At 50.7% G+C, this 18,210-nt stretch carries 22 protein-coding genes; 12 read left to right on the top strand and 10 right to left on the bottom strand.

What is annotated here, in order from left to right; genetic code table 11:
* Positions 1–20 precede the first annotated feature (20 nt).
* Positions 21–1,256, top strand: coding sequence for an MDR family MFS transporter (locus KNQ07_RS03975; RefSeq protein ID WP_214764912.1), 1,236 nt, complete (start codon positions 21–23; stop codon positions 1,254–1,256).
* A gap of 72 nt (positions 1,257–1,328) precedes the next feature.
* On the opposite strand, the gene KNQ07_RS03970 is transcribed toward KNQ07_RS03975, so the two are convergent.
* Both KNQ07_RS03970 and KNQ07_RS03965 read right to left on the bottom strand, forming a co-directional pair.
* Positions 1,329–1,571, bottom strand: coding sequence for a hypothetical protein (locus KNQ07_RS03970; protein WP_214764911.1), 243 nt, complete (start codon positions 1,569–1,571; stop codon positions 1,329–1,331).
* A gap of 43 nt (positions 1,572–1,614) precedes the next feature.
* The gene (locus KNQ07_RS03965) at positions 1,615–1,800 is read right to left on the bottom strand and encodes a hypothetical protein (RefSeq protein WP_214764910.1); all 186 of its coding nucleotides are present in this window, start codon (positions 1,798–1,800) and stop codon (positions 1,615–1,617) included.
* 165 nt (positions 1,801–1,965) lie between these two features.
* Here KNQ07_RS03965 and KNQ07_RS03960 point away from each other — a divergent pair, with 165 nt between their 5' ends.
* The 3 genes from KNQ07_RS03960 to KNQ07_RS03950 are packed head-to-tail and all read left to right on the top strand — an operon-like array spanning position 1,966 to position 4,298.
* Entirely contained in the window at positions 1,966–2,634 is a 669-nt protein-coding gene (locus tag KNQ07_RS03960; RefSeq protein WP_214764909.1) for a GntR family transcriptional regulator, read from the top strand.
* Positions 2,619–3,536 (top strand): DMT family transporter, encoded by a 918-nt coding sequence (locus tag KNQ07_RS03955; protein WP_214764908.1) that lies wholly within the window; start codon positions 2,619–2,621, stop codon positions 3,534–3,536. Before KNQ07_RS03960 ends, KNQ07_RS03955 begins: the two co-directional genes overlap by 16 nt.
* A 51-nt stretch (positions 3,537–3,587) precedes the next feature.
* Positions 3,588–4,298: a DUF554 domain-containing protein gene (locus tag KNQ07_RS03950; protein ID WP_214764907.1), complete on the top strand. Its 711-nt coding sequence runs from the start codon at positions 3,588–3,590 to the stop codon at positions 4,296–4,298.
* A 64-nt stretch (positions 4,299–4,362) separates the two neighbouring features.
* On the opposite strand, the gene KNQ07_RS03945 is transcribed toward KNQ07_RS03950, so the two are convergent.
* Positions 4,363–4,842 carry an NUDIX hydrolase gene (locus KNQ07_RS03945; RefSeq protein ID WP_214764906.1) on the bottom strand — a complete coding sequence of 160 codons (480 nt, stop codon included), beginning with the start codon at positions 4,840–4,842 and terminating at the stop codon, positions 4,363–4,365.
* Between the two features lie 14 nt (positions 4,843–4,856).
* Positions 4,857–5,618 carry an arylamine N-acetyltransferase family protein gene (locus KNQ07_RS03940; protein ID WP_251139453.1) on the bottom strand — a complete coding sequence of 254 codons (762 nt, stop codon included), beginning with the start codon at positions 5,616–5,618 and terminating at the stop codon, positions 4,857–4,859.
* Positions 5,619–5,787: 169 nt separating this feature from the next.
* Between KNQ07_RS03940 and KNQ07_RS03935 the strand changes: the two genes are divergently transcribed.
* From KNQ07_RS03935 to KNQ07_RS03920, 4 genes are all read left to right on the top strand, one after another.
* Positions 5,788–6,717, top strand: a complete 930-nt coding sequence (locus KNQ07_RS03935) for an ABC transporter substrate-binding protein (protein WP_214764904.1) — start codon at positions 5,788–5,790, stop codon at positions 6,715–6,717.
* Between the two features lie 55 nt (positions 6,718–6,772).
* Entirely contained in the window at positions 6,773–7,765 is a 993-nt protein-coding gene (locus KNQ07_RS03930) for a FecCD family ABC transporter permease (protein WP_214764903.1), read from the top strand.
* Positions 7,766–8,746, top strand: a complete 981-nt coding sequence (locus KNQ07_RS03925; protein ID WP_214764902.1) for a FecCD family ABC transporter permease — start codon at positions 7,766–7,768, stop codon at positions 8,744–8,746.
* A gap of 184 nt (positions 8,747–8,930) precedes the next feature.
* Positions 8,931–9,872 (top strand): sensor domain-containing protein, encoded by a 942-nt coding sequence (locus tag KNQ07_RS03920; RefSeq protein ID WP_214764901.1) that lies wholly within the window; start codon positions 8,931–8,933, stop codon positions 9,870–9,872.
* Positions 9,873–9,963: 91 nt separating this feature from the next.
* On the opposite strand, the gene KNQ07_RS03915 is transcribed toward KNQ07_RS03920, so the two are convergent.
* The 3 genes from KNQ07_RS03915 to KNQ07_RS03905 are packed head-to-tail and all read right to left on the bottom strand — an operon-like array spanning position 9,964 to position 12,552.
* Complete coding sequence (locus tag KNQ07_RS03915; protein ID WP_012370293.1) at positions 9,964–10,344, bottom strand: VOC family protein; 381 nt, start codon at positions 10,342–10,344, stop codon at positions 9,964–9,966.
* A gap of 25 nt (positions 10,345–10,369) precedes the next feature.
* A complete protein-coding gene (locus KNQ07_RS03910; protein ID WP_214764900.1) occupies positions 10,370–11,548 on the bottom strand; it encodes an MFS transporter in 1,179 nt (392 codons plus the stop codon).
* Positions 11,545–12,552, bottom strand: a complete 1,008-nt coding sequence (locus KNQ07_RS03905) for an ROK family transcriptional regulator (protein WP_214764899.1) — start codon at positions 12,550–12,552, stop codon at positions 11,545–11,547. Before KNQ07_RS03905 ends, KNQ07_RS03910 begins: the two co-directional genes overlap by 4 nt.
* 276 nt (positions 12,553–12,828) lie before the next feature.
* On the opposite strand from KNQ07_RS03905, the gene KNQ07_RS03900 reads away from it, so the two are divergent.
* Genes KNQ07_RS03900 through KNQ07_RS03890 form a run of 3 tightly spaced genes read left to right on the top strand, consistent with a single transcriptional unit; the run spans position 12,829 to position 14,531 of the window.
* Positions 12,829–13,491, top strand: a complete 663-nt coding sequence (locus tag KNQ07_RS03900) for a Type 1 glutamine amidotransferase-like domain-containing protein (protein WP_214764898.1) — start codon at positions 12,829–12,831, stop codon at positions 13,489–13,491.
* A gap of 15 nt (positions 13,492–13,506) precedes the next feature.
* Positions 13,507–14,088, top strand: coding sequence for a YdeI/OmpD-associated family protein (locus KNQ07_RS03895; protein ID WP_214764897.1), 582 nt, complete (start codon positions 13,507–13,509; stop codon positions 14,086–14,088).
* Positions 14,088–14,531, top strand: a complete 444-nt coding sequence (locus KNQ07_RS03890) for an NUDIX domain-containing protein (protein ID WP_214764896.1) — start codon at positions 14,088–14,090, stop codon at positions 14,529–14,531. Before KNQ07_RS03895 ends, KNQ07_RS03890 begins: the two co-directional genes overlap by 1 nt.
* Positions 14,532–14,654: 123 nt before the next feature.
* Here the strand turns inward: KNQ07_RS03890 and KNQ07_RS03885 are convergent, their stop codons facing one another.
* On the bottom strand, positions 14,655–15,698 hold the full coding sequence (locus KNQ07_RS03885) for a Fic family protein (protein WP_261966383.1): 1,044 nt from the start codon (positions 15,696–15,698) through the stop codon (positions 14,655–14,657).
* Between the two features lie 272 nt (positions 15,699–15,970).
* The gene (gene cls / locus KNQ07_RS03880) at positions 15,971–17,410 is read right to left on the bottom strand and encodes a cardiolipin synthase (RefSeq protein WP_214764894.1); all 1,440 of its coding nucleotides are present in this window, start codon (positions 17,408–17,410) and stop codon (positions 15,971–15,973) included.
* A gap of 54 nt (positions 17,411–17,464) precedes the next feature.
* Here cls and KNQ07_RS03875 point away from each other — a divergent pair, with 54 nt between their 5' ends.
* Entirely contained in the window at positions 17,465–18,022 is a 558-nt protein-coding gene (locus tag KNQ07_RS03875) for a DedA family protein (protein ID WP_214764893.1), read from the top strand.
* On the opposite strand, the gene KNQ07_RS16095 is transcribed toward KNQ07_RS03875, so the two are convergent.
* Positions 17,972–18,208 carry an AI-2E family transporter gene (locus tag KNQ07_RS16095; protein ID WP_251135855.1) on the bottom strand — a complete coding sequence of 79 codons (237 nt, stop codon included), beginning with the start codon at positions 18,206–18,208 and terminating at the stop codon, positions 17,972–17,974. The two genes, KNQ07_RS03875 and KNQ07_RS16095, sit on opposite strands and share 51 nt — an antisense overlap.
* Between the last annotated feature and the right edge of the window lie 2 nt (positions 18,209–18,210).

Raw genomic sequence — 18,210 nt, 5'->3', positions numbered from 1 at the left:
AGAGAATGGAAGGTGACAATATGAAATGGAAAGAAATGCCTCAACCAATTAAAGTCAGACTGGTTACATCATTCATCAACCGGACGATTGCGTTCGCCATCATGCCGTTCATGGCATTGCTGTTTGTCCAAGCCTACAACAAAGTATTTGCCGGCATCTTTTTGATTGGGACAGTGGTTATCAGCTTCCTGATCGGCTTGATCGGCGGTTACCTCGCCGACCGCTTCCCACGGAAACGCCTGCTCGTCCTGTCGACGACGGCGACCGGTTTGATGTTTTTAATCATGACGATCAGTCTTGCCGCCAATCAAATGCTGCTCTTTACGCTCGCCTATGCGATCTTCACAGTGACGAGCAACATTGGACGGCCGGCGATGAGTGCAATCATCATCGATGCGACGACACCGGAAAACCGGCGGGCGGTCTATGCGATTGATTACTGGCTGATCAATCTGTCGATCGCCCTCGGGACGGCGCTTGGCGGTTGGCTTTACGTCAGCAACCGGTTGTTCTTATTCAGTCTTCTGACGTGTACGTCCTTGCTGTTACCGGTCGCTTATCATTTTTTGCTCGACGAGTCGAAACACGTCTGGCAGAAACAACCGCTCCGGAATGTATTTTTGGATCTCGGAAAAAGTTATCAGATCGCCTGGCGTGACCGGCCGTTCGTTAAAGTGGTCTTCGGTTCGATGTGTATTCTCGCCGCCGAATTTTCGATAAGCAGTTACGTCGCCGTCCGCTTGGCGGACGAATTCGACACAGTTACGATCGGTGACCTGACCGTCAACGGCGTCCGGATGCTCAGTCTGATCAACATTGAAAATACAATCCTTGTCGTCTGTCTGACGTTCTTCATTCAACGGTTCTCAAATCGCTTTACGAACAAACAGGCACTGGTCGGCGGACTGGTCCTCTACATCATCGGCTACGCGACGGTGACGAGTGCCAACTCGCTGACACTGTTATTGATATTCATCTTCATCGCGACAATCGGGGAGCTGCTCTATTCCCCGACGCTGAACGCGGAAAAAGCGAACATGATGCCGGCCGACCAACGCGGTGCCTACTCGGCCTTTGCCGGAACGTCACATGCCGGTGCCGATCTGTTGTCCCGCTCGACGATCATTCTCGGAGCGATCCTCGCGCCGTTCATGATGAGTGTCTACATCGGACTGATTGTCTGTCTCGGCCTTGGACTGGTTTACCTCGGTTTGTTCCGGAAAGAAAAAGTCGTCGAGAAACAACAGGCCTCCTAATTGACTGACCCTAATGAAGAAATACAGCAAAAGACGTCCTGCTCCAACAGAGCGGGACGTCTTTTTGTGCCATCACATACGTGTTCCTGCTTTACGGTTGGACAGCAGAAGACTCAGGACGATACTTGCAATCGCGGCGCATAAGCTTTTCAGCAAAAACTGGTTTCCCAGTCCTTCGATCACATAACCGTTGAATTTCTGACCCAGCGTCGCTTCCGGTACCCAGTCGATTACGTAATTGATTCCGAAGAAGGCGGGAAAACTGAGCAACAGATAAATCAGTATGAAGCTGAGAAGAAAGGATTTCATATTCATAGGATATGCCCCGTTTCTTAAAGCGTGACCAACTGTTTTAAGGTCAGAAGATATTTAAAGACTGAACGAGTGTAATGACGAGGATGATGGTCGAAATCGATCCTGCAGTCAGCAACGTCAACATTTTCGGACGGCTGATTTCCTCAGAATCCTTTGTGGCTTCTTTGGAAACGGTCATCCAAATGGCGATTGAGATGATAATGATTAGAAATAATCCGAGACTGGACATCGATTAACCCTCCATTTATCAAGAATGATCTACCAAATAATTGTAAATTAAATAAGCGGTGACTTCAAGGAGGTTTACATCCTGTAACAGCACGCCAAACAATCTTTCCTCCTATCAGCAGGAAAAATCTGTACATTCATAATTGATATGTAATATATTAGTTGTATGAAAACTCAACCGATTCAACGAACTTCCTTAAGTGAAGAAGTGTATCAACGACTGCAACAGCAAATCATTACCTTGGCCTTGGCACCGGGTCAAAAACTGAACGATCAGCAACTCGCGGAGACGTTTGGCGTCAGCCGGACGCCGGTCCGCGAAGCATTGAAAAAACTGGAGGAGGAGGGACTCGTCGTTGCAAAACGGGGATCACGGACGAATGTCACGATGCTTGACGCGACGCAGGCAAGACAGACGTTTCCGATCGTTGCGACACTGCATGCGCTTGCGGCACGTCTCGCGTTTCCCTTGTCGGAAGCGGATATCACCCGTTTAATCGAATTCAATCAATCGTTTCGGGAAGCAATCAACCGCGGGGATGCCGCTTCAGCGTTGCAACTCGATGACGCCTTTCACGGGCTGTTTCTCGAACGAAGTCAAAACGGTCAGCTGGTAGACACATTAAACCGCTTGACGCCGCTGATCCGCCGGCTCGAGTATGCCCAGTTCAGCCGCCACGGACATGATTCGGTCGCGGATCATCAAACAATCATCGAAGCCTGTCAAAACGGCAAGGTCGAAGCCCTTGTCCGTGCGACAGAACACAACTGGAACGGTCTCGGGCGTCATCTGATCGCTTCCCTGGAGGAGGACACGCTATGCGACCCATTATAATCGGGATTTTGGCGGCGATGTTTTTTGCCGTCACCTTCATCCTGAATCAATCGATGCAAGGGAGCGGGGGACACTGGATCTACAGCGCCGCCTTACGATTTTATCTGATGTTACCGCTGTTGGTCGTGATTGTCGCCTACCGGCGCCGGCTTGGTCGCGTTTTGACCGCGCTCCGAGATGCTCCGCGCTTTTGGCTGACCTACGGCACGATCGGCTTCGGGATTTTTTACAGCGGGATTTGCCTCGCCGCCGATTATTCACCGGGCTGGCTGATTGCCGGAACCTGGCAGGTGACGATTCTTGCCGGACCGTTGCTTGCGCCGCTGTTCAAACAGACGATTCCGTGGGCGTCGCTCCGTTATTCGCTGTTAATCGTAGCGGGTGTCTGCCTGATGCAATTGTCGGTCGCAGAAGGGGTGTCCGTTTCGGCGCTGCTGCTCGGTGTCCTTCCGGTCATCTGTGCCGCGATCGCGTATCCGCTCGGCAACCGGAAGATGATGGAACGGTACGGGGACGAGCTTGATGTCTTTGACCGGATTCTCGGCATGACGGTGGCCAGTCTGCCGTTTTGGCTCGTGTTATCCACGATTGCCTACATACAGGTCGGCTTACCGTCGGCGGGACAAGTCGGTCAGTCGGGACTGGTCGCCTTATTCTCCGGCGTCATCGCGACATCACTGTTCTTTTACGCGACGACACTTGTCCGGACGGAACCGGTCCGTCTCGCAGCCGTCGAAGCGACACAGTCGTTTGAAATCCTGTTCACCGTCCTCGGGGAGATGCTGTTTTTACACGCTGTCTTTCCGACCGGTCTCGCGTTGTTCGGGATGCTGATTGTCATGCTCGGGATGACGATCCACAGTGTAAAGCAGGCTCAGTCAAAAGAAATACCAGAAATATAATTATTTCAAATACCATATGTAATTATGATTACTTAGAAAAGAGGACACAGGATGGTCTTAACCGGCACACTTGTCAATATAGGATTAATCATCATCGGTACATTACTTGGTCTGCTGTTTCATAAAATTCCGGAACGGACGAAGGAAACGGTTGTTCAGGCAATCGGACTCGCTGTCGTCGTTCTTGGTGTTCAGATGGGACTGAAGAGTGAGAACTTTCTGATCGTCATCGGCAGTCTCGTCTTAGGCGGGGCAATCGGTGAATGGTTACGGATCGATGAAAAGCTCAACCGTGTCGGAGAATGGCTTGAACTGAAAATCGGCCGCGGGCATCCATCGAATATCGCAGAAGGATTCGTCACAGCGACGTTGATTTTTGTCATCGGAGCAATGGGCGTACTCGGGGCGCTTGACGGCGGCTTACGTCAGGACCATGACGTCCTCTATACAAAAGGACTGATTGACGGCTTCACGGCACTTGTCCTCAGCTCGACTCTCGGGATCGGCGTCATCTTTTCGGCGATTCCGGTTCTCGTTTATCAAGGAGCAATTGCTCTCAGCGCAGTGGCGATTACACAATTTGTTCCGGACGCTATCCTTCAGCAATTCATCGTGGAGATGACGGCGACCGGCGGTGTGATGATTTTAGCCATCGGCTTGAATCTAGCCGGCATCACCAAAATCCGGGTCGCGAACTTGTTACCCGGAATCGTAATGGTCGCGTTGATCGTGACCGGTTTGGAACTGCTTGGTTTTAACTGAAACTTAAAAGACATCCGTTTGCACTGTTGATTTCGGTCAGCAGTAGGCAAACGGATGTCTTTTTTTAGTGGATGATTTGTTCTAATTCAGAAATATGGTGCTCAAGCAGCCGGTGCCCGTCATAGTGAAACGTATGGAGCTGTGGTGTCGTCTGTTTCAAGACGTGCGGCAGGTAAGCTTTCAGATTACTGATGACACCGGTATTATCTGGATGAAGGATCCAGTCAAGCTGTTTCCAGTCGAGAATACCTTCCCGGGTCGCGAGCGGTGTCACGAGGAGCTGATCCGGCGGCAGTTCGGCAAGGAACAAATAAATTCCGACCGTCTCGTCCGCCTGCAGGAGAATCGTGCCCGAGAACTGGACAGCGGTCAGCGTCAGACCGGTTTCTTCGAACGTTTCCCGGATGACGGATTCCGCCGGGGACTCGCCGGGTTCGATTTTACCGCCGACCCCGTTCCACATCCCCATCGCCGGTTGTTTTTGCCGGTTCAGTAGCAACCACTGATCGTTCTTGCGAATCAAACAGAGGGTATAACGATACAAGTCTCCTCATCTCCTTAAAAGAAGTCGTGTTTAAAGGCCGCATACTGGTCATCGGACGTGACCGGTTGAATCGTTTTCTTGCCTTCGGTCCAGGTCGTTAACGCCTGTCGTGTCAGAATACGGTGGCCATCGGCTTTGCGGATGGCGAGCAGACTACGTTTGTTGAACGGGGAAGCCGGATGTTCCTGGATGATTTGTTCCATCTCGGATAAAGCAGCCGGTTCGATCGTCTGTTGCGTGTAGAAATGGTACCCGATGACAAACTCGTCATCCTGACCGGTCCGTAACATCTCCAGCTGATAACCGGCGCCGTTCGGGGCAATCCGGTAGCTGCCGCTCGGTGATGTGATCGTTTCTCCGGTCAGAGGAATTGGGCGTAGGGCGAGATTGACACCGAATCCCGTATCGACGAGATAGGTCTGCTCCTGGTGCGACAGCAGGACGGCGACGTGGGTCGGACCGGTCGCGGACCAGACGTCATTTTCCTGATCGAAGACGGTCGCCTTGAGAAGTGAAACGTCAAACCCTTTGATTCGTAACACTTCGTACAGCAAATGGTTGAGATCATAGCAGACACCGCCCGCCTGACGTTCGATGAAGGTCTGTCGTAGTCGGTTCTGGTCAAACGGAACCGACTCTTTTTCAAGAACTGCTTGATTGTCAAACGCCAGATGATAGGCAAAGGCTTCAAGCAGCGCCGGTAAATCGGCAAACGTTAACGTATGACCGAGCGGATAATGGATCCGGCCGGCTACGTCTTTAATAAATGTAGACAAGACAATTCCTCCTTTAATCGATGATTCCATTATCGCATATTCCCGTTCATGACAGGATACATGTTATCTGAAAATAAGATTTGGTCTTTTGTTTCGTGATGAACTTTGTTATGCTGAAACAGGATTAAATAAGAATGATTCTCATTCTAGATGAAGAAGGAGGCTCCTCATGTTACGAAAACGAATGACCGGCGCATTCGCGCTTTTGGTAATGAGTTGTCTGATGCTTGCGGCATGTGCCGGACAAGCGAAAGAAGAGACGACGAAAAAGACGCACGCTGTCACGCATGAAGCAGGAACAACGAACGTGCCGGACCATCCGAAACGGATCGTGGCCCTTGAGTTCTCGTTCGTCGACGCGCTCGACGAACTGGGCATTGAACCGGTCGGCATCGCACAGGAAAACAAGGATGATGTATCGGGGCTGCTCGGTAAGAAGATTTCCTTTAAGGAAATCGGGACACGCCAGCAACCGAATCTCGAAGTCATCAGCTCGCTGAAACCGGACTTGATCATCGGAGATTTCAACCGGCATAAAGGCATCTACAAACAATTGCAGCAAATCGCACCGACGATCATCTTAAAAAGCCGGAATGCGACCTATCAGGAAAACCTTGCATCATTCAAGAGCATCGCGGAAGCCGTCGGGCAGACCGATCAAATGGAGCAACGTCTGAAATTGCATGACAAGCGGCTTGCAACTGCCAAACAAAAAGTCGATCCGGACGATCAACGCAAAATCATGGTCGGTGTCTTCCGGTCCGATTCATTGACGGCACACGGAGAGACATCGTTTGACGGGGAACTGCTTGAAAAACTCGGCATCGATAATGCCATCACGAAAACAGTAGAACCAACCGTGACGATTACGCTGGAGCAGATTGTCAAATGGGATCCGGACGTCATCTTCATGGCGGAAGCCGACCCGAAACTGCTCAACGAGTGGAAAAAGAATCCGCTCTGGAATCAGATCACGGCTGTGAAAAAAGGTGAAGTCTACGAAGTCAATCGTGACTTGTGGACCCGTTACCGCGGACTGGACGCAGCGGAACAAATCGTCGACGAAGCGATTCAACTGCTGTATCCGAAAAAATCATAAACGACGACACGAGCCAGAGCAATCTGGCTTTTGTTGATGAAAGGGGAAGCCGTTGATGATTCGGAAAACACGATTGATCCGTTTGCTCGTTCTACTTATTGTGCTGATTGGACTCGGCTCCTATCTCAGTCTGTTTCTCGGCGTGACGACGATCCGGCCGCTCGAAGCCATCCGGGAATGGACATCCGGCAATCTGTCAAAAGAAACACTGGTCCTGACGACACTTCGATTACCACGATTAGTACTGGGACTGATACTCGGGGCAAACCTAGCCGTCGCCGGAGCATTGATGCAGGCAGTCACCCGGAATCCGCTCGCCTCGCCGCAGGTGTTTGGTGTTAACGCCGGAGCCTCGCTGTTCGTGGTTCTCGCGTTACTGCTGTTCCCGGCGCTCGGGACGGCCAATCTCGTCTACTTCGCCTTTCTCGGTGCAATGATCGGCGGGTTGCTCGTCTTTTCGTTTGCGTCCGTCCGCGGTATGACGAGTCTGAAACTGGCCCTCGTCGGGATGGCGATCCACTTGTTGCTGACGTCTTTGACGAAAGGGTTGATTTTGTTCAATGACCGGATCACGAATGTCTTGTACTGGTTATCCGGATCGATCAGTGACAGCGGCTGGCTTGAAGTCCGGTTGATTGTGCCGTGGTCGATCATCGGCTTGATCTTAGCCTTCAGCCTGGCCAAATCGCTGGCGATTTTCCAACTCGGTCAGGACGTCGCCGTCGGACTGGGGCAAAACATCACCCGGATCCGGATGCTGGCAGCCGTCGCTGTTGTCTTGCTGGCCGGTGTGACGGTTGCCGTCGCCGGAGCCATCGGCTTCATCGGTCTGATGGTCCCGCACATCGTCCGGCGCCTGGTCGGGGAGGATTACCGGTATGTCCTGCCGGTGTCCGCGTTATGCGGCGGACTGTTGCTGACGTCTGCCGATGTCCTCGCCCGGTTCATCGCTTATCCCTATGAATCACCGGTCGGGATCGTGACGGCATTACTCGGGGCGCCGTTCTTCTTGTATTTAGCGAAACGTCAGACGAAATGGGTGGCGTAAATGAACAGACTCCGTCAACAACCATGGCTTGGTCTCGTCCTCATGTCGCTCCTTGTCACTGTGCTCAGTTTTCTGTTGCTCGGCGTCGGTTCCGTCTACTTGAAACCGGGTGAAATCGTCGCAGCCTTGCAAGGAGATGGAAGTGCCTTCATCGTCTGGAACTACCGGTTGCCGCGGACACTTCTCGCGTTACTCGCCGGCGGTTGTTTTGCCCTATCTGGTGTTTTGTTGCAAGCGATCATCCGGAATCCGCTCGTCTCCCCGGACGTCATCGGCGTGACGAACGGAGCGGCCTTGTTTGCCGTTTTGACAATTGCGTTACTTCCAGACGGTCCGCTCGTTTTGACGCCGCTTGCAGCGATGGGCGGAGCGGCACTCGTGATGATTGCCCTGATGTTACTTGCCGATCACGGCAAGCTGCAACACAGTTCCTTTGCTTTGCTCGGCATCGCCGTCAGTGCGATTTGTGCGTCGGGAACGGAATATCTGTTGATCAAGTTTCCGCTCCAGACGAATGATTCACTCGTTTGGCTTGCCGGCAGTCTGTTCGGCAAAGGCTGGACTGAAGTGTATGTCCTGGCGCCGGTCTTTCTGATTCTCGGACTCGCCATCTGGTCCGGACACCGGCAACTCGATATTCTGTCACTCAGTGAAGACGCGGCGATCGGTCTCGGGTTACGGATGAAACGAACCCGGTATGTCTTTCTCGCGCTTGCTGTTGCTCTCGCTGGTGTCGCCGTCGCGATGGTCGGATCAATCGGGTTCCTCGGACTCGTTGCCCCGCATATGGCCCGACGTTTGATCGGTCACCGGCACCACCTGTTGATTCCGATGGCCGTCCTCGTCGGCGGCGGACTGTTGGTCGTCGCCGATGCGATCGGGCGCGGGATTCATCCGCCGCTTGAAATTCCGGCCGGATTGATCACAGCGATCATCGGTGTACCGTACTTCTTGTATCTGCTGCGGAAAAACCGCGCGTGAATGCGACTAAACACACTGCCTTGTACCCGGTTCTCTGTTGAGAGACTGTGCGACAAGGCGGTGTTTTTTGAGTTGAACGGCAAATCAATATCCGATATATGGTAAAATGAAATAGATTAGCAGATGCTGTCTATAAAAAAACTCAGACGAAGTGTTTAAAAACTATGACGTGTCGAGGTGCTGAATGAACATACACTTTGAAGAACTGAAAATGTACACGAAATTTGATGATTTGGCAGATGATTTACTGGATCTTGCAAAAGAGATTCTGCCGGAACAGCTGTTTTATTTATCAGCTATCAATGAAACCGAGCAATTGATCATTAAACTGTCCGAAGAGCAGACCCGGATGCCGGTCACAGAAGGAATGGTCATTGATTTGAATTACTCGCTCTGCCAACGAATCGATTTTCAAACGAAACAACCGCTTGCATACGAAGATGTCACAAAAGACCGCAGTCTCGACGGGATGAGGGAAGTACTGGAAGGGGCGAATGTTCAGTCCTATTTAGGGATTCCGATTTCGCTTGCGAACGGAGAAAAGTTCGGTACGTTGTGCGCCATCAATGATGAAGTCAGTCTGTTCGAGAGCAAGAGTATCGAGTTACTGCAACGGATCGTCCGTCTGTTTTCGTATTATCTGGAACTCGAGCGGTTTGCCTGGCGTGACATGTTGACGGATCTGTACAATCGACGGTATTTGACGCATCAATTTGACCAGCATCCGCAGACGGAAGGGGCCTTGTTCTTCCTTGATTTGGACGGTTTCAAAAACGTCAACGATGTGTACGGACACGATGCCGGGGACGCTGTTCTGCAGGAGGTCGCAAGACGATTGAAGTCACTGATTGCAGGACAAAAAGAAGCCTATGCCGTCCGCTTGGGCGGAGACGAATTTGTCATTCGGTTTACGCACTTTGATTCTCAGCAAGCATTGATCGATCAAGCAGATGAAATTCTTGTCCGGTTGAGTACGTGGGACACATATGAACTGTCGACCAGCATCGGAATCGTCGCCTACAAAGACGCTGACAGCAGTCTGAAAACGCTGCTCCGCCAAGCGGATATCGCGTTATACGAAGCAAAATCATCAGGAAAAAACAGGTACAAACTGTTTACAGAATGATTGGCCGGACACATGCAAAAGAAAACACCATGAAGTTCGACGTCTCCTTGACCGGAAGCGTACGAAACAGCATGGTGTTTTTGAATTAGTGTCAGACGGTCAGTTCGATCGTCAGTCCTTCCGGATCAAGAAAGACGCTTTCATAGTAGCCGTCGCCTGTCAGACGCGGACCGTCGATTCGGTTATAGCCGTCCTCCTCGAGCCGTGCCGTCAGCTGATCGACAGCGAACCGGCTGCCGAGCGAAAAGGCAATGTGGGCGTAACCGAACCGGTCGCGCGGCGCATCGTGATCGATATCCGTCCGGTGCATCAACTCGAGCCGGGCGCCTGACTTAAAGTGGAGAAAGTAGGACGAAAATCCTTTGAGCGGATTATGGTACAACGCATTGGCCTGCGCCTCGAGATACGTTTCGTAAAAGTGTTTCATCCGTTCGAGATCCTTGACCCAAACGGCGATATGTTCAATCTTCATGAGAGCAGACTCCTTTTTGAATGATTTAGGAAGCGCGGGACAATGCCCGTTTCGCAAGGACACGGTTCAGCCGTTCGGAACAGAGCAACAGGAACAGAATCATCAGGAAACCTGTCACCGGGAACAGCTGTAACGTCAGGAACGAGGCGAGAACACCGAACAACGGCGGCAAAAACGTACTGCCGCTGTAGGCGAAGGCCATCTGAACCCCCATCAGCCGTTTCGCCGCGTCCTGGCCGAACCGGACCGGCGTCTCATGTAACATGGCCGGATAAATCGGCGCGAGTCCGAGTCCGATCAGGATAAATCCGGTCAGCATCAAACCGTCGAGCGGCAGGAAGAACAGCAGACTGCCGAGCAGAGCCGTCCCTTGCCCCAACCGAATCAACTGGCGGTTCGTCATCCGGAGCGATAAAAAGCCGCTCAAAAACCGGCCGACGGTGATGCTGCCGTAATAGACGGAAATCCAGGTGGCCGCTGTTTCGACGGAAAAAGATTTGACCTGGACGAGATAACTGCTGCCCCATAAACCGATCAATGCTTCAGCACCGCAATAGAGGACAAACGAGGCGAGCGCGAACGGGAGACCGGTCAAACGCTTCGCCTGTGTTCCGTGTAAGGACAGTTCTTCAGTCGGTGCTGCAATTGCGACCGGTGCCTGTTTCCAAAGCGGAACGCTTAAGACGAGCAGCAAGGCAAGACCGAACTGGACCAGTGCGACAGTCAGATATCCGCTGCGCCAGTCGCCCGATTCGCTCATCATCGCTGCCATAATCAACGGTCCGGCCGTAGCGCCAACGCCCCAAAAGCAGTGAAGCCAGTTCATATGGTGTGCTTTGTAACGGGTCGCGACAAAATGATTGAGTGCCGCGTCGACGACGCCGGCACCGAGACCAAGCGGAACCGCAAGCAGAAACAGCCACAGTAACGAAGGGGCAAAATAAAATCCGAGCAGGCTGCCAGCCGTGACTGCGGCACAAAAGGCGGTGACATGACTCGTCTCAAACCGGTTGAGAATTTTGCCGCTGAAAAGACTCGAGATGATCGTTCCGCCGGCAATCGTCATGAACAGCCAGCCGGCGACTTCGAGATTCGCCCCGAACTCTGTCCGCATGACGGGCCAGGCGACGCCGAGTAAGGAGTCCGGTAATCCTAAACTGATGAAGGCAAGATAGATGATGCTGAGTAACCAGACTCCACTCATGTTGATGTCCCCTTTATTGGTTGTTCTGTCTGAAGTTGTAATCCGAGACGTGTCAAGCCGTTCAGATAATCGGTTTCCCAATTACTCCGGACGAGCCGGGGAATATGGGCTTCCGGCATATACCGGGCTGTCGTTGTCCGGATTTGTTCCAAATCCGACGCAGTCACTTCCGTATTGTTAAAAATCAACTGGTGCGGATTCAGTGTCGCGGCGAATGTCGTCGTCAACCGGCTGATCCCATCGATCGTATCTGCGTTCAGGACGTCGCTTCGTTCGGCGATCCGTTGTCCGAACGTCGCCTTGTCATACTGCGGGACAAGGGAAATCTCACCGGCAAAGTGACTGCTGCCGCGGACGAGTTGTCCGTTGATCAAAATCCCGGAACCGGGTCCGTTTTTTCCTAAGTACAAATAAATCAGGGACTGTTGCCGCTGCTGATAGGTTTCGTGAAAGCCGATGACGGCGGCATTCATATCGTTTTCGACGACGACCGGCAAATGGAACTCGGATTCAAGCGTCTGTTTCAGATCGACCTGTTGCAAAGACGGATAATCCGGTGCGAAAAAGACTTGCCCGTTTTCGACCGACGCCGCCACCCCGATACTTAAACAAGTGATGCGTGGATCTTGCGCAAGCAACCGGTGAATCAGGCGGACGAGAGCTTGAACGTGCGGTTGCTGACGGGGAACGGATTCCGTTCCGTTCGTCAGTAATGTGCCGACAGCGTCGAAGATCCGGTAACCGATGGCATCGAGTTCGAGATACAGCGCCAATCCGTGAGTGTGATCGGCCCGGGAACGATAGCGTTTAGCCGGACGTCCGCCGCTCGATACATCCGAATCCTCTTCGGCGACCTCACCGTTCTCGATTAGAATATCCAAATGTTTTTTGACTGTCGGGAAACTCGTCGAGAGCGTCCGGCTCAGTTCCGGAATCGTCTGAAGCCGCTCGAATAAGAGGGCTTGCCGCAACTGGGTTAATAAGTCCGTGTTCATACCGGCCATGAGGCACCTCCTGTTTACTTCTTAAAATATTTTAATAAGTACTCGGATTGAGTGTAGCAAGCAGAGGTTTAAAAAGCAAATACTTTTAAAAACTTAAGTTGTTTGTCGTACGCGAATCAAGAGGAGCATAATGTAGGTAACGGCTGCCAAAGTTCTTGCACACATGACCCGCACGGCTGAAAGGGGCTGGATGACCGGCAGGGAAATCTTTTGAAAATGGAGATATATACAAAATCACAGCATGGTTCGATATTTTAAGCAGAAAGAAGGGTTCTTATGAAATTATTGCTGACTTCAGGCGGCATTCAAAATGACAGTCAACGTCGTGCACTCGTCGACTTACTCGGAAAACCGATTGAGGAAGCACATGCCCTCTGCATTCCTACAGCAGTCTACGGAATGAAAGAAGGACCGTACCACGCATACTCGTTCATCACAGGAACGGGTTCCACTCCGATGTGTGAATTAGGATTTCAGTCGGTGGGTGTTCTCGAATTGACGGCACTACCGAGTCTGGATGAATCACTCTGGGTGCCGCTTGTCGAACAGGCCGATGTGTTGTTGGTAAATGGCGGTGATCCCTTATTTTTAAACTACTGGATGAAAAAGTCGGGACTTGCCGACCGATTGCCTTCGCTAAAAGCAGTCTACGTCGGATTGAGTGCCGGCAGTATGGTGCTGACACCAAGGATTGGTCAAGCGTTCGTGGAGTGGACACCGCCTCATACAACGTCGGATGAAACCCTTGGATTGGTTGATTTTTCGATTTCCCCCCATCTGGATCACGAACTGTTACCGGAAAATACATTGGACGAAGCCGTCAAATGGGCGGCTGATCTCAGAGGACCGTCCTATGCAATTGATGATCAAACGGCGATTCAGGTTGTTGATGGCGTAGTGAAAGTGATCTCAGAAGGTCACTGGAAACGATTTGATTGAACTGAGGTGAGACCAGTGGAGATCACGACACAATTGTACGTCGAACATATCGGGCAATGGCGGAGTTGGCTGGAAAACCATCATCTGACAGAGACCGAAGTTTGGCTCGTATTTGATAAAAAAGATGCAGAAAAATATCAGTTGGATTATATCGAAACCGTCGAAGAAGCACTTTGTTTTGGTTGGGTTGACGGGATTAAAAAGAAGGACGGGGACCGTCTGCTTCAGCGATTTACACCGCGTCGGACAAACAGTCACTGGACCGAACTGAATAAAGAACGGGTTCGTCGACTGATGGCACTCGGAAAGATGCGAGAACAAGGGATAAAGGTGACACCTGACTTGACAGTACCGTTTGAAATTGATCACATCATCATCATGGAACTGAAAAAAGATCCGGACACCTATCAATTTTTCCGGACGTTGCCGGAGCTCTACATCCGTGTCAGGATCAGTTATATCCAGGACTGCAAGCGAGACAGCGCGGAGTATGAAAAACGTCTGACCAAGTTTTTGAACTATACGGCGCAACGGCGACTGTTTGGTCGCTATGACGACGGAGGGAAATTGACGGGAGACTATAAAGGAGATGACTGATGATGGATTCTGAACAGGAGAAACCGACTTTTGGTGTGAAACTGAAGGGACGACACTACCAGTATAAGCAAAGTGTCTATGGCATCGCATACGATCAACGACAGCAGACATTTTTAACCGTCGAGACTAAATGGAACAATCTTTTGTTGCCGGGTGGGGGAGTCGAGCGAGGAGAAACACCGGAGCAAGCACTCCACAGAGAGCTACTCGAAGAGACCAGGTTTACGATTCAAATTGATGCGTTGATCGGCCGTGCCGAACAGTATCTAATGGCACCAAGCGGAGAAGCGATCCTGAATGATGCATCCTTTTTTGAGATACGATTGCTAAAGCAGATTCAAGTTTCCCGTGAACTGGATCATCGTCTAGTCTGGCAGCCACTTCAATCAGTGAATGAATTGTTTCATACACATCAGGCGTGGGCAGTCAGGGGAGGGTTATAGTATAAGGAAGAACACCTCTGAATCTAATACCTAAAAAATGAAAAGCATCAGGTATTCGGGATTGTCACGTGTACTCGATGCTTTTTCATTTTTAGAATCCTAGGACGAGTGGTAAGATCAAGGTTATCTTTTGATCCATTTTGCTCCTCGTCCACGTCCTGACGGTTTTATGAGTCCCTCATCCCGAAGTTCACGCAGAAGCCGATTGATGGTGGCTTCGCTGACATCCGGACAGGCATTACGGACATCCGCTTTCGTAAACGGTGTGATTCGGCTTTCGACAAATTGACGAATTCGTCCCGCCTTATTTTGATTGCCGGTCGTAATCAGTCCGACCCGATCCTCGAGTTCCTTATACGCGGCAAGGATTGTGCTCAACAGGTAGTTTACCCACGGGAAAGGACCTTGCTGATTCTGATGCCAGTGGATAGAGGATAGTCGAAGCGATTCATAATAATCTTCTTTACGCGACTCGACGATCTTTTCCAGACTAATGTACCGTCCAACCTCGAAACCTTCCTGGTAAAGTAGTAATAGTGTTAATAAGCGTGATATCCGACCATTTCCATCATTGAATGGATGAATCGACAAGAAATCGAGTACAAAGAGGCTCGTCAAGATAAGTGGATCGACATCTTCTTGTTGTCGTCGCTCACGCAAACTATCGCATAATGCCTGGACTGAGGCAGGAGTCTCGAATGCCGGCACCGGAACGAAACGTGTTCGTCGTGTCCCGTCAGGAAAGGATTCACTGATTTCGTTATCGACATTCTTCCATCGTCCACCCTCGACGGGAACGAATTTATAAAGCTCCTTGTGAAGTTGTAATAATACGTTCGCATTGATCGGGATATCTCGTGCTGAAGCATGAATTAAATTCAAAACATCTCGGTAACCGGCAATTTCCGCCTCAGAACGGTCGGCGGGATCGGCTGATTTCGACATGATGGTATGGAGGCGGCTTTCTGTAACGACAATTCCCTCAATCGCGTTCGATGCTTTTGTCGACTGAATGACAGCTACGTCTCGTAACGTATCGAGAATTTGAGGAGCCTGTTGTTTATATAAATCTTGTTTTCCTTTATATTCATTGATCCGGCTGATCAAGCGGACTGTTTCCATCGGTAGTGCAATGGTATTTAAATAACGATACGTATAGTTTCTCACATGTAGCGCCTCTTTCATTAATAGACTCATTAATAGCTAAACATATTCATTTATTAAAGAAATGAATATGTTTAATTAAACTATAACGTATTTAAACGTGTTCAAAAAGAATAAACATACTCATTTTAGGATGAAATGAGTATGTTTATTCAAAAATGAACTAATTAATATGGATTTAAAACAGTTAAACATAGTCAAAAACAATTAAAATGAACATGTTTACATGAAAATGAGCTAATTTATGATTTAAACGATTGCAGCTACTCGTAACGTCACAAAATCGGTGACAACAGACGCGAAATACTTTCCTTAAAGTGGATCATCCGCGGACGGGCAGCGTATTTTTCCCGGGTCAGCAAGGCACTGTCGGCAACGTCGGACAAAAAGAGCAACTCCAGCTCTTCCGCAATCGTCGTATCGTACAAAATCGCATTCATTTCGAAGTTCAACCGGAAACTCCGGGCGTCGATGTTCGTCGTCCCGACCGATGCGATTTTCCCGTCGACGACAATCGTCTTCGCATGCATGAAGCCGATCTCATACGTATAGACTTCAGCCCCGTGTTGAATCAATTCGCCGACTGCCGCATATGTCGCCCAGTAAACAAACGGATGATCCGGCTGGTTAGGAATCATGATTTTGAGGGAGACACCGGACGCTAAGGAAATCCGGCAGGCATCCATGAAACTGGCATCGGGAATAAAGTAGGGAGACTGGATATAAATCGATTTTTCTGCTGAATGGATCATCTGAATTAGCATGTTTTTCAAGTATTCCGTTTCCGAGGTCGGTCCGGACGTCACGATTTGAACCTGTACCCGTTCCGTCGTCACTTCAATCGGTGGAATCGGGGCCGTCGACCAATCGGTCCGTTCGTTGCTTGCCGCGTCCCAGTCCTGTTCAAAATGAAATTCGAGTTCCTCGACGACAGGGCCGAGGACCCGGAGATGGGTATCACGCCAGTAGCCGAACTGTTCGTCTTCTCCAAGATATTCCGAGCCGACGTTAAAACCACCGATGTAACCGATTTGCCGGTCAATCGTACAAAGTTTCCGGTGATTCCGGTTGTTGATCCGCAAGTTGAAGATGCCGAGCGGCGAAGAGAAGAAGGAGCGGACTTCACCGCCGTCTTGTTTGAACGCCGCGAAGTCCTTCGCTTTTAGTTTCCAGGAACCGACCGCGTCGTAAAGAATCCGGACTTTGACGCCGCGTTTGGCCTGTTCGAAGAGAGTATTTAACAACCGGTCGCCGAGCGGATCGCGCTTTAAAATGAAGTATTGAATATTGATTTCGACTTGGGCACTCTGTATGTCAGCGAGTAACGTATCGAATTTTTGATGACCGTCGAACAGCGTCCGGACATCGCTTGCTTCTGTCAATAGGGCTCCTGACGTACGGTTCGCTTGAATCAACTTCCGGTACGGGTAAAGCGTTGCTTCGCGGGGAACTTCGTCGTTAGCTTGCGCCACAAGCTCTTCTTCGCGCGCCAACCGGCGTGCTTCCGGGACATGATAAAACGTTTCTTGTTTCAATGACCGGCCAAACAATAAGTAAATCAAAAAGCCGATGATGGGTAAGAAAAAGAGAATCATCAGCCAGGCCCAGGTTGCACTGACGTCACGCCGTTCGAAAAACAGGATGGCGATTGCCGCAGCGACGTTGGCAAACAGGACAACATAGAGCAAAACCGGCAAGATTAGGGTATAGTCCATCAATACGAACACCTCGTTTTCAGAAAGAATGACTTCGATGGGAGGGGAGACAGCATGTTTTCGGAATGGATCCGGTTCATCTCGAGTATCTTGTTCATCCCGATTTCGGATGATTTGTTGGTCATCCGCCAAATCAGCAGCTGGTTACGCCAGGATCAAGCACTTATCCTGATTTTTTTATCCGCCTGTTTCGTGTGTTTTAATCTGTTTTACGGCATTCCCCGTATTTTTCGCGAACTTCCCTTCTTTCGAAAGTTATTGACCAATAAACATCTCGCGAAAGCCGAAGTGATTCTGCAGGAGAAAGGAACGGTCGCCATTGCTATGTCGTTTTTCCTGCCGGGTGTCCGGCGTCCGATTCATTATATGGCAGGACTGCTCGCCTATCCGTTTCGCCCCTACGTGCTCGTGACGTTAGCCGGAACCGGCGTCTATGCGTTGCTGTGGACGATTCTCGTCAACCGGCTCGGCACCTACGGCCTGTTGAGCCGCTTTTCGACATGGTGGGCAACTCATGGCGGTGTCATCTTGTTACCGGGACTACTGATCCTGTCTTGCTTGTTAGGTTGGATCTTCCGGGACACGATCCGGAACTGGTTTGTCCGTCCGTAACGCCATTTTCCGGAGTTGCGCGAGCTTAATGATGTTGAGCACCGTCACCTTCGCGACGGCATAAAACGGGACGGCCAGCAACATACCGAGAATTCCCGCCAGTTGCCCGGCGACGAGCAGGACGACCGTAATCGTAATCGGATGCACCTTCAAGGATTTTCCCTGAACGAGCCGGGGAGATGACATTG

The sequence above is a fragment of the Exiguobacterium sp. s145 genome (assembly GCF_018618835.1).
GTDB classification, from domain to species: Bacteria; Bacillota; Bacilli; order Exiguobacteriales; family Exiguobacteriaceae; genus Exiguobacterium_A; species Exiguobacterium_A artemiae.
The sequence above is the reverse complement of the archived record's forward strand: the minus strand, read 5'-3'. Positions and strand labels throughout refer to the sequence as shown.